The organism is Cellulomonas sp. (assembly GCF_036279715.1).
GTDB lineage: Bacteria > Actinomycetota > Actinomycetes > Actinomycetales > Cellulomonadaceae > Cellulomonas_A.
Window position 1 is genome coordinate 1 of record NZ_DASUIR010000097.1, and the last position, 10,646, is coordinate 10,646.

Below are 10,646 nucleotides of genomic sequence, written 5' to 3' on the forward strand. Positions count from 1 at the left end.
AGCTGGTCGGCCGGCACGTCGCGCAGCGCGGCGCTCGCCGCGTCGCCGGACGCGGCGATGACGATCAGGTCCCGGAGGCGCTCGAGGAGGTCCTCGACGAACCGCCGCGGCTCGTGACCGGTCGAGATGACGCGCTCGACGACCCGGAACGCGCTCGCGCCGTCCGCCGCCGCGATCGCGTCGACGAGGTCATCGAGGAGCGAGGCGTGCGTGAAACCGAGCAGCGCGACGGCACCCTCGTAGTCGAGACCGGCCGGACCTGAACCCGCGATGAGCTGGTCGAGGACCGACAACGAGTCACGGACCGAGCCGGCGCCCGCGCGCACGACGAGCTGCAGGACGCCCGCGCCGACCGTCACGCCCTCGGCCTGAGCCACCTGCTCCAGGAAGCTGAGCATCACATCTGGCGGGACCAGCCGGAACGGGTAGTGGTGGGTCCGCGAGCGGATCGTGCCGATGACCTTGTCCGGCTCCGTCGTCGCGAAGATGAACATGACGTGGGGCGGCGGCTCCTCCACGATCTTGAGCAGGGCGTTGAAGCCCTGCGGGCTGACCATGTGGGCCTCGTCGAGGATGAACACCTTGAACCGGTCGCGCGACGGCGCGAACGTCGCCCGCTCGCGCAGCTCACGCGCGTCGTCGACGCCGCCGTGGCTCGCCGCGTCGATCTCGACGACGTCGAGGCTCCCGGGCCCGCCGCGGGACAGCTCGCGGCACGACTCGCACTGGCCGCAGGGGGTGTCGGTCGGGGAGGCCTCGGTGTTGCGCTCGCAGTTGAGGATGCGGGCGAGGATGCGCGCCGACGACGTCTTGCCGCAGCCCCGCGGACCCGAGAACAGGTAGGCGTGGTTGACCTGGCCGTTGCGCAGAGCCTGGCGGAGCGGTGCCGTCACGTGGTCCTGACCGATGACCTCCGCGAAGGTCTCGGGCCGGTAGCGGCGGTACAGCGCAGTGGTCACGCACCGAACTGTAGATGCCCGGGCCCACACCGTGATCCGTCCGGCACGCCTGCCCGCGAAGCAGCAGGTGGGGGCACGGCGTCGGGCAGGCGAACTGCCCCGGGCATGCGAGGACCCCCCGCACACCCATCAGAGCTCGCCTGCCCTTGCTGCCTTCCGGCCCTGGGGGAGTTCAGCGAGATGACGCCGTACGAGGGGTCACCACAAGCGTAACGCAGCCGCACGGCCCCCGCCGCAGCCGGGGCGATTGGGAGGTGAGGCTCAGCCCGCTCTCAGCCAGCGTCCAGGGGGCGGCGCCACGATGAGTCATCACACCAACGGCGTCGGGACCACGCCGGTCCCCGCCATGAACGTCCGAGGAGCACTCATGAGCGCAGCGACAACCCGCGGTCGGCCCGTGTCGATACCGCCGGCCGCGCGCTCGGCCGCGTTCCGGGCGGCACGAGCCGACGTCGCTGCCGGGGCCCGCTCACCCCGGATGCTGAAGGCGCCCGCACGTCGTGGCTGGTGGCCCGACGCGGTCGGGACGTTCACCTGGGTCACTGCCCTCATCGTCGTCGCGCTGTGGGTCTCCGGGGGCGGGATCCAGGCGCTCCTGCCGTTCGGCGCCGCCACGATGAGCTCGCTCGGCCGGCTCAGCGGCCTGCTCGCGAGCGACCTCATGCTCCTGCAGGTGCTGGGCATGGCCCGGATCCCGTGGGCCGAGCGCTCCTTCGGCCAGGACCGGCTCGCCAAGTGGCACCGCCTCATGGGCCTCAGCTCGTTCTACCTGCTGCTCACCCACCTCGTGACGATCGTCATCGGGTACGCGGGCTCGAGCGGTCAGACGGTGCTCGGCGAGGCCTGGTCGATGATCCTGACGTTCCCCGGGATGCTCATCGCGACCGCCGGCACGCTCATGATCTGGTTCGTCGTCGCCACGTCGATCCGCGTCGCCCGGCGCAAGCTCCGGTACGAGTCGTGGCACCTGCTGCACCTGTACGCGTACCTCGGCATCGCACTCGCACTGCCCCACCAGCTGTGGACCGGCACCGACTTCATCGGGCACCGCTGGGCGACCATCTACTGGTGGACGCTGTACGGCTTCGCGCTGGCCTGCGTCCTCATCTACCGCATCGGGCAGCCCGCGTGGCTGTCGCTGCGACACTCGCTGCGCGTGGCCGCCGTCGTGCACGAGGGCCCCGGCATCGTCACGGTGCACCTCACGGGGCAGCACCTCAACAACATGCGGGTCGCCGCCGGGCAGTTCTTCGTGTGGCGCTTCCTCAGCGGTCCCGGGTGGTCGCGGGGTCACCCGTTCTCGCTCTCCGGCGCACCGACCACCGCGGGGCTGCGCCTCACGGTCGGCACGCGGGGCGACGACGGCCAGCGCATCGCGACCCTCAAGCCCGGCACCCGGGTGCTCATCGAGGGCCCGTACGGTCGGATGACTGCCGACGTGCGCACCCGGCCCCGCGTCGCGGTCTTCGCCTCCGGCCTCGGGATCGCCCCGCTCATGTCCCTGCTCCACGAGCACATCCCCACCGAGGGGCCGGCGACGCTGGTCTACCGGATGAGCCGCGAAGACGACGAGGTGCTCGCCGCCGACATCGAGTGGCTCGTCCAGAACACCGGGCTGCGCCACATCCCGCTCATCGGTCCGCGGAGCCGGGTCGGGACGCCGTGGCTCCCGCAGGAGCTCGGGCACGTCCGCGGTCCCGACGCCGTCCGGCTCCTCGTCCCCGACCTCGACGACCACGACGTGTTCGTCTGCGGACCGGGGCCGTGGTCCGACGCCATCGAAGCTGATCTCCGTGCCGCGGGCGTCCCGCCCGAGGCGCTCCACGTCGAGAACTTCTCCTGGTAGGTCATCATGAAACGCATCGTCATCGCAGTGCTCAGCACGATCAGCGGGTTGGTCCTGCTGTTCTCCTACCCGACGAGCACCAACAGGTCGGTCACCGCCGACACCGCGCCCGCCGCAGGGACCGGCACGACGACCGGTGCCGCAGCTGCCGGCACGGCGGCCGCCGCGGCACCGAGCGCAGCCGCAGCCGCCCCCGCGGCCGCCGCGAAGTCCGGGACGTTCACCGGCTCCACCGTCCAGACGCGCTGGGGACCTGTCCAGGTCCAGATCGTGGTCGCGAACGGGAAGGTCACCTCGGCGGACGCGATCCAGTACCCCAGCGGCAACGGGAACGACCAACGGATCAACTCCTACGCGATCCCGATCCTCAACGCCGAGGCCGTCAAGGCCAGCAGCGCGAAGATCGACATGGTCTCCGGCGCGACCGTCACGAGCACCGGGTACCTGAAGTCGCTGCAGAACGCGATCGACCAGGCGTTCCCGGCGTGACCGCGGACGTGCAGCTCAGCGTGCAGCCCGACGTGCAGGCCGGGAGGCGGGCCGGCGTGCTGGCCGACGCCGGCCCGACCCCCACGGACGGGCTGCGCATCGACCCCGCGCGCCGCGCCTGGGTCGAGCAGCTCATGGGCATGCCCGTCAGCATCCACGTGCGGGGCCCGCGCGCCCACGACGCGGACGTCGCCCGCACGGTCGAGGCGGCCTTCGCCTCCCTGCACGCGGTCGACGCGATGTTCAGCACCTACCGGAACGACTCCGAGATCTCGCGGCTCCAGCGGCACGAGCTCACCCTCGCGGAGTGCTCGGCCGAGATCCGCGACGTGCACACGCTGTGCCGCACGGCGCTCGAACGCACCGCGGGCTACTTCGACGCCTGGGGCTGGCGCGGCGCGGGCGTCTTCGACCCGACCGGTCTGGTCAAGGGCTGGGCGATCGGGCGGGCGGGCCTGGTGCTCGCGGCTCTGGACGACTGCGACGTCGCGATCGACGCCGGCGGTGACGTGCTCGTGCGCTGCGCCGACCCCGACGGACTCCCCTGGCGCATCGGCATCGAGGACCCGCGCGACCGCACCCAGGTCCTCGCGACGGTCGAGCTGCACGACGGCGCGGTCGCGACGTCCGGCACCGCCGCGCGCGGCACGCACATCGTCGACCCGTTCACGAAGGAGCCGGTCGAGTCCATCCTCTCGGCGACCGTCATCGGGCCGTCGATCGTCTGGGCCGACGTGTGGGCGACCACCGCCGTGGCCCGCGGGGCCGGAGCCGTCGAGTGGACCGAGTCGCTGCACGGCACGTCGGGGATGGTCGTGCTCGCGAACGGGACCGTGCACCGGTGGTCGCTGCCCGACTGACGGCTCAGTCGACGGTCCCGCCGCCCAGCACGTGACGCAGGAACCGTCCCGGATCGTCGAGGAACCCGCGCCAGCGCCGGACGAGGTCGAGGTCCTCCCAGTCGCAGCGGCGCATCCCCCACTCCCCGACCTCCCACACGTCGGCGCCCGGCATCGCGGCGAGCACGGGCGAGTGGGTCGCGAGCACGATCTGGGAGCCGTCGGCCACGAGACCGCTCAGGTGGGTCAGCAGGGCCAGGCAGCCAGCGAACGACAGCGCCGACTCCGGCTCGTCGAACACGTAGAACCCCGGCTTGACCATGCGGTCCATGACGAGCGCCAGGATCGACTCCCCGTGGGACATCCGGTGGAACTGCGGCTCGGGCTTCCCGCCGGGGTTGTCCTCGAGGTACGTGTAGAACGAGTGCATCGTCTCGGCCCGCACGAAGAAGGCCCGGCGAGGCGCCCCGAGGTCTCGTTCCAGGACGAGATGGCGCCACAGCTCGGACTCCGTCTCCCGCGTCACATGCCGCGACCCCGTCGAGCCGCCCTCGGCCGCCATCCCGAACGCCCGCGCGAGCGCCTCGACGAGCGTCGACTTGCCCGCACCGTTGTCCCCCACGAGGACCGTCACGGGCGCGAGCGGCCAGCCGTCACGGAGCACCTGGGCGACCGCCGGGACGTGCTCGAACCACGAGCCGGGCGACGGCGGTTCGCCCTCGTCGCCGCGGACGCGCCGGACGGTGAGCGTCGGGCGAGTCACGACGGCGCGCCGGCTGCTGCGGGGCGGTTGTCCTCCGGTGACGTCACGCAGACATCTCTAGCAGGTGCCGCTGACGCACCGGAGGCGTTGGACGATCGTCGGCCCCGGGCCCACCTCACGCGAAGGCCACGAACGCCGCGAGCACGACGACCGCGCCATGCCCGACGACCGAGAGCCACGTGCGCGCGCCGTCGCCGAGGCGCGTGCCCAGCGTCGACCCGGCTGCGGCGAGCACCAGCTGCCACGCGATCGACGCGCACGTGACCCCCACGACGAACGCCGCCCGCCCCGTCCCGCCGAGCCGAGGAGCGAGCCCGACAGCCACTGAGACGAAGGCGAGCGCGGTGAGTGGGTTGACGGCCGTGAGGCCGATGAAGCGGGCGAACGTCCGCGACGGAGTGACCCGGCCGGCCCATGCTGCTGCCGTGAGGGATCCCGAGCCGGCGCGAGCCGCGATCGTCTGCCGCAGCCCCCAGGCCGCGACCGCGACGAGCGCCACCGCACTGACCGCACGTACCACGGCCTCATGCCCGTCCAGGAGACGCGCGACCCCGCCGCCCGCCGTGGCTGCGGCTGTCGCGTAGAGCGCGTCGACCGTCGCGACGCCGACGGCGGCACCGGCCGCGATGCGGAACCCGCGCAGCAGCCCCTCCTGGACGACGAGCAACGCCACCGGGCCGACCGGCAACGCCACGGCCAGCCCCGCGGTGGCGCCCATCACCAGGGCGGCGGCGGTCTCGTTCATGCGGGCTTCCCTGCGCTCGGCCAGGTCGAGCAGACGACGAGGCTCGTGCGGATCATCCTAGAGATCGGGCCCGTGCCTACGCGCGCGCCTTCGCGGCCGAGGCCCCCAGACGTGACAGGACGTCGGGAACGCACCCCTTGCGTCTGACACGGTGTCAGAGTGTGGAGTTGTGAGCATGCCTCCCCCAGGCGAGCACCTGCTGTCGATCGGCGAGTTCTCGCGGCTCTCCCGGATCACCATCCGGATGCTGCGGCACTACGACGAGCACGGCGTGCTGCACCCCACCCGCGTCCACGCGTTCTCGGGCTACCGGCAGTACGCGCCGGACCTGCTGCGTGCCGCCGGGCGGATCCGGGACCTCCGCGACGTCGGCCTGCGCGTCGACGAGCTCGCCGCGTGCGCGCGCGTGCTCGACGACCCCGCGGCGCTGCGACCGGTCCTGGAGCGTCAGCGCGTCCGCCTGCTCACCGATGCGGCGACGATCGCGGACCGGGTCCGGGGGGTGGACCGCCTCATCACCGAGCTGGAGGTTCCGCTCATGCCCGTCGAGATCACGCACCGCACGATCCCTGCCCGCACCGTCGCATCGGTGCGGGACACCATCCCCGGCTACCAGGACGAGGGGCTGCTCTGGGAGCGGCTCATGGCGGGTCTGGCCGCCACGGGCGGCCGGGTGGCGCCGTCGCCGCTGACCGTGGCCGTGTTCCACGACGATGCCTTCGTCGAGTCCGGGCCCGACGTCGAGGTCCAGCTCGACGTCATCGAACCGGTCACGGAGACGGGCGACGTCCGCGTCCTCCACGTGCCCGAGCAGCAGGTCGCCGTGGGCACGTTGCACGGCGGCTTCGACGGCATCGGCTCCGTCATGGAGGCCCTCGCGCAGTGGGTCGACGAGCACGGGTACAGGTACGCCGGGCCGATGTTCAACATCTACGTCGTCGGACCGCGTGACGAGCGGGACCCCGCACTGTGGGTCACCGACGTGTGCGCACCGGTCGCAGGCTTGGTCGACGATCCGGCCGCGAGAGCTGCCGACGCGACGCGGTCCGCCGACGGCCGTGGCGGTGCCCGATGAGATCGGGCGGCGACGTGCGGGACGCCGACGCGCCGAGCAACGACCTTCGCCGCGAGTACCCGGCGCTGTACCGGTCTGGAGACGTTCCCGTCCGGCTGACCGTTCCTCCGCTGCGCCTGCTCATGGTCGACGGTGCAGGCGACCCCAACACCGCACCCGGCTACGCGGACGCGGTCGGCACCCTCTACGCGGTGAGCTACGGCGTCCGCGGAACGGTCAAGGAGTCCGGCGGTCTGCCGTGGACGGTCATGCCGCTCGAGGGCCTGTGGTGGGCCGATGACATGGCGACCTTCAGCACGGACGACCGCCGCGGCTGGCTGTGGACGATGATGATCGCCCAGCCGGACGTGGTCACGGCGGAGATGGTCGCGTCGGCGGTGACGGCGGCGAGAGCCAAGGGCCGGGCGCCGTCAGCGGAGCTGCTGAGGCTCGCGGTGCACGACGAGGGCGACGCCGTCCAGGTGATGCACCACGGTCCGTACACCGACGAGGCGTCGACCATCGCGGCCTTGCACCGGGCTGCCGCCGACCTCGGACTGGCTCTGCGCGGCAAGCACCACGAGATCTACCTCAACGACCCGCGGCGCGTGGCTCCGGCTGCCATGCGGACGATCCTGCGCCAGCCCGTCGCGGAGCGCTGACCGGGGCTGCGACCATCCCGGCGTCGACCGAACGTGTGGGTGGCGGGCAGTAGATTCGCATCGCCGTGGCTGGTGGTCGAGGCATCGGGAGGCAACGATGAGATACGGCATCGAAGTCGTGCCGCTCGGGACGTACGCCGAGCCCGGCCCGGTGGTGGAGCTGACCGTCGCGGCGGAAGCCGCCGGCTGGGAGGCGCTCGCCATCTGGGACCACGCGCACTTCTGGGGCGGCGTCGGGGACCCGTGGGTGACGCTGACGGCGGTGGCCGCAGCGACGAGCCGGCTGCGGCTCATCACGACGGTCAGCCCCCTGCCGCGGTACGCGCCGCACCTGCTGGCCCGGTCCGTGCATGCGCTCGACGCGTTCAGCGGCGGGCGGGTCACGCTCGGGGTCGGGCTCGGGGTCGAGTTCGACCTGGGCGCGTTCGGTGAGCTGCAGGACGGCCGCACGCGCGCGTCGATGGCCGACGAGGCCCTGGACCTCGTCACGCGCTGGTGCAACGGCGAGATCGTGACGCACACCGGTCGCCACTACACGTCGACCGGCACGCAGATCGCCTCCCGCCCGACACAGTCACCGCGGGTGCCCGTGTGGGTCGGCGGCTCAAGCCACCCGGCACTGCGCCGGGCCGCTCGCTGGGACGGCTGGGTGATCGGCTCGATCGACGAGGCGCAGAACGTGACGTTCCCGCCGGAGAACGTCGCCAACGACCTGGCGTACCTGCGCTCCTTCGGGCCGCACGAGGGGTTCGACGTCGCGGTGAGCGGTGTCACCCCCGGCGGATCGCCCGGCCTGGCGCCCGCCTACGCCGACGCCGGTGCGACCTGGTGGTTCGAGTCGCTGTTCGGCCTGCGCGGGACGCATGAGGAGATGCTTGAGCGGGTGGCCGCTGGGCCGCCGCGGTGAGGCTGGCGGGGCGGCGCGGGCCTCGGGCCGGATCCGGTATCCTCGTCCGGCCGGGAGGATTCGCCTAGTGGCCTATGGCGCACGCTTGGAAAGCGTGTTGGGTGAAAGCCCTCGGGGGTTCGAATCCCCCATCCTCCGCTGGTGAAGGGCTCGTGACCTGCGACTTCGCAGGTGGCGGGCCCTTCTTCGTCGCGGACGCTGGGCAAGCCGCTTCTCGCAGGCCGCCGACCTGGGCGTTGGTAGCAGTTCGAGTCCTGTGACGTGGTGCGCGAGGTTGACGGCCATCCGTCCTGGCGTCGGTCGGCGCGCAGCTGTTGCTCTGCTCCAATTGTCTGGGCGCAAACGCAGCAACTTCATCCGACGCGTGAGAGACACCCCGCAAGTTGCTGTGCTCCAATTAGATGTGACCGAACGCAGCAACATCCGTCGACCGGGGCCTGGTCGCCCCTCCCGCCAGGACGTCTACGACCGACTCGACTCCGCGATCGCAGAAGTCCGCGACAGGCTCGGCGGCCTGCCCACACCCGACGAGGCGCGGGCGATCTGGGACGAGCTGTGGGTCCACGAGGCGCACAACTCCACCGCGATCGAGGGAAACACCCTCGTCCTGCGAGAGGTCGAACAGCTCCTCCTCGAGGGACGTGCCGTGGGCGACCGCCAGCTCGCGGACTACCTGGAGGTCAAGGGCTACGCCGACGCCGCCCGCTGGGTCTACGGCCAGGCATTGGAGCCCTCAGCACAGGGTCCCGACGAGCTGCTGACGCTCACCGAGATCCGGCGCGTGCACCAGATGGCGATGGGACCGGTCTGGGACGCGGCGCCCCACCCTGAGGCGACAGCCGAAGAGTCGCCAGGCAGCTTCCGCAAGCACGACATCCGCCCCTTCCCCGGGGGGATGCGCCCGCCATCGTTCGCCCTGGTCGAACCCAAGCTGCACGACTGGCTTGGCCAGGTGAACGCCATTCCGAGCAGCGAACGGCATCCGATGGAGCTCCTCGCCCAGGCGCACGTCGGCTTCGAGCAGGTCCATCCGTTCCTCGACGGCAACGGCCGCACTGGCCGACTCCTGCTCAACCTCGTCCTCGCCCGGCTGGGCTATGCCCCAGCGATCATCCAGAAGCGCGAGCGCCCCCGATACCTTGACGCCCTGAGAGCGGCCGACAGCGGGAACATCGGGCCGTTGGCCGAACTCATCGCCCGGGCCGTTCTGGACAACCTCTACCGATTTGTTGTGCCTGCCCTCGCCGGCCCCGCCCGGCTCGTTCCGCTCGCCTCGCTCGAGACCCCACAGATCAGCCGGCTCGCCCTCCGCAACGCCGCCCAGCGCGGACGGCTGCGCGCTCAACGCGGCGACGACGGCCAGTGGCGCAGCAGCCGGACCTGGGTCGAGGAGTACATCGCTTCCCGGTACACCCGCACCAAGGAGGCGCGGGACGGCGCCTGAGCAGCGGCAGGTCCACGTCGGCCTTGGGTAGCAGTTCTGGTAGCAGTTCGCCGCCGGAAGCTACGGCCCGGCCCGAGCCGCGTAGGTCCGCGCAGTGCGCCGACCAGCCCGAACACGTCCACCAGCATCGATGCGCGACCGCGTCGGGCCATTTGGAAAGCGTGTTGGGTGAAAGCCCTCGGGGGTTCGAATCCCCCATCCTCCGCTGAAGAAGGGCCCGTGACCTGCAGCGATGTGGGTGGCGGGCCCTTCGTCATGATGGCGACTGGGTGCCTCGACGGTTCGCCGTAGCAGTCTCGGCAGCAGTCACTCCTCATGTGGTCGAGCGGCAACACTCGCTACCTGATCCGTGCGGACCTGAGGCAGCCCGATGCGTACACCTGGGTTGCATTCTCATTTGACGATGGTTAACCTTCGTCATATGAGAACCGCTGCACCCGCGTTGGTGCCGATCTTCCGGTCGGACCTCCAGGCCCGGCTGCTCCTGCGCATCCTCACCGACGCCGAGCCGCACACCGCCGCCGAGCTCGCGCGACTCCTGAAGGCGCCCGAGCCAACCGTGCACCGCGAAGTCCGACGGCTCCTCGATGCGGACCTGCTCACCAGCTCCCCCGTCGGCCGCGCGAACGTCCTGAAGCCCGCCGACCACAACCCCGCGACCGTGCCGCTGCGCCAGCTGCTGACCGTCACCTACGGGCCGGCGCCCTACCTCGAACGCGCTCTCTCGGGCGTGGCGGGGATCCAGGAGGCTGCGATCTACGGCTCATGGGCGGCGCGCTGGCACGGCGAGCTCGGCCCGACACCGGGCGACGTGGACGTCCTTGTGGTCGGGTCGCCGAACCGTGACGACGTGTACGACGCGCTCGAAGGCATCGACAGCGCGCTCGGCCGCGAGGTCAACGTCACGTTCGTGTCACCCGAGCGGTGGGCGTCGGGCG

Annotated in this window: 11 protein-coding genes, 1 tRNA gene and 1 other RNA gene; 9 read left to right on the forward strand and 4 right to left on the reverse strand. The window is 71.7% G+C overall.

Annotated elements, in window-relative coordinates:
* Together dnaX and ffs are read right to left on the reverse strand one after the other, a co-directional pair.
* Positions 1–959 (reverse strand): DNA polymerase III subunit gamma/tau (dnaX, locus tag VFW79_RS09575; protein ID WP_329677080.1); only part of this gene is annotated, 959 nt, incomplete at its 3' end.
* Positions 960–1,065: 106 nt separating this feature from the next.
* An RNA gene (gene ffs / locus VFW79_RS09580) (signal recognition particle sRNA small type) lies at positions 1,066–1,162 on the reverse strand.
* Between the two features lie 164 nt (positions 1,163–1,326).
* On the opposite strand from ffs, the gene VFW79_RS09585 reads away from it, so the two are divergent.
* Genes VFW79_RS09585 through VFW79_RS09595 form a run of 3 tightly spaced genes read left to right on the forward strand, consistent with a single transcriptional unit; the run spans position 1,327 to position 4,154 of the window.
* Positions 1,327–2,805: a ferredoxin reductase family protein gene (locus tag VFW79_RS09585; protein ID WP_329677081.1), complete on the forward strand. Its 1,479-nt coding sequence runs from the start codon at positions 1,327–1,329 to the stop codon at positions 2,803–2,805.
* Between the two features lie 6 nt (positions 2,806–2,811).
* Complete coding sequence (locus VFW79_RS09590) at positions 2,812–3,294, forward strand: FMN-binding protein (protein ID WP_329677082.1); 483 nt, start codon at positions 2,812–2,814, stop codon at positions 3,292–3,294.
* Entirely contained in the window at positions 3,291–4,154 is an 864-nt protein-coding gene (locus VFW79_RS09595; RefSeq protein ID WP_329677083.1) for an FAD:protein FMN transferase, read from the forward strand. Before VFW79_RS09590 ends, VFW79_RS09595 begins: the two co-directional genes overlap by 4 nt.
* Positions 4,155–4,158: 4 nt before the next feature.
* Here VFW79_RS09595 and VFW79_RS09600 read toward each other — a convergent pair whose 3' ends face one another.
* Both VFW79_RS09600 and VFW79_RS09605 read right to left on the reverse strand, forming a co-directional pair.
* Positions 4,159–4,896 carry an AAA family ATPase gene (locus VFW79_RS09600; protein ID WP_329677084.1) on the reverse strand — a complete coding sequence of 246 codons (738 nt, stop codon included), beginning with the start codon at positions 4,894–4,896 and terminating at the stop codon, positions 4,159–4,161.
* Between the two features lie 115 nt (positions 4,897–5,011).
* Positions 5,012–5,641 carry a LysE family transporter gene (locus tag VFW79_RS09605; RefSeq protein WP_329677085.1) on the reverse strand — a complete coding sequence of 210 codons (630 nt, stop codon included), beginning with the start codon at positions 5,639–5,641 and terminating at the stop codon, positions 5,012–5,014.
* A gap of 175 nt (positions 5,642–5,816) precedes the next feature.
* Between VFW79_RS09605 and VFW79_RS09610 the strand changes: the two genes are divergently transcribed.
* The 6 genes from VFW79_RS09610 to VFW79_RS09635 all read left to right on the forward strand — a co-directional run.
* Complete coding sequence (locus VFW79_RS09610; RefSeq protein ID WP_329677086.1) at positions 5,817–6,716, forward strand: MerR family transcriptional regulator; 900 nt, start codon at positions 5,817–5,819, stop codon at positions 6,714–6,716.
* On the forward strand, positions 6,713–7,357 hold the full coding sequence (locus tag VFW79_RS09615; RefSeq protein ID WP_329677087.1) for a GyrI-like domain-containing protein: 645 nt from the start codon (positions 6,713–6,715) through the stop codon (positions 7,355–7,357). The genes VFW79_RS09610 and VFW79_RS09615 overlap by 4 nt, the downstream gene beginning before the upstream one ends.
* 97 nt (positions 7,358–7,454) lie before the next feature.
* Positions 7,455–8,264, forward strand: coding sequence for an LLM class flavin-dependent oxidoreductase (locus VFW79_RS09620; protein WP_329677088.1), 810 nt, complete (start codon positions 7,455–7,457; stop codon positions 8,262–8,264).
* Positions 8,265–8,317: 53 nt separating this feature from the next.
* A tRNA-Ser gene (locus VFW79_RS09625) sits at positions 8,318–8,402 on the forward strand.
* 265 nt (positions 8,403–8,667) lie between these two features.
* Entirely contained in the window at positions 8,668–9,708 is a 1,041-nt protein-coding gene (locus VFW79_RS09630) for a Fic family protein (protein ID WP_329677089.1), read from the forward strand.
* Positions 9,709–10,129: 421 nt separating this feature from the next.
* Positions 10,130–10,646: helix-turn-helix domain-containing protein (locus tag VFW79_RS09635; RefSeq protein ID WP_329677090.1), on the forward strand; the 517-nt coding region annotated here is incomplete at its 3' end.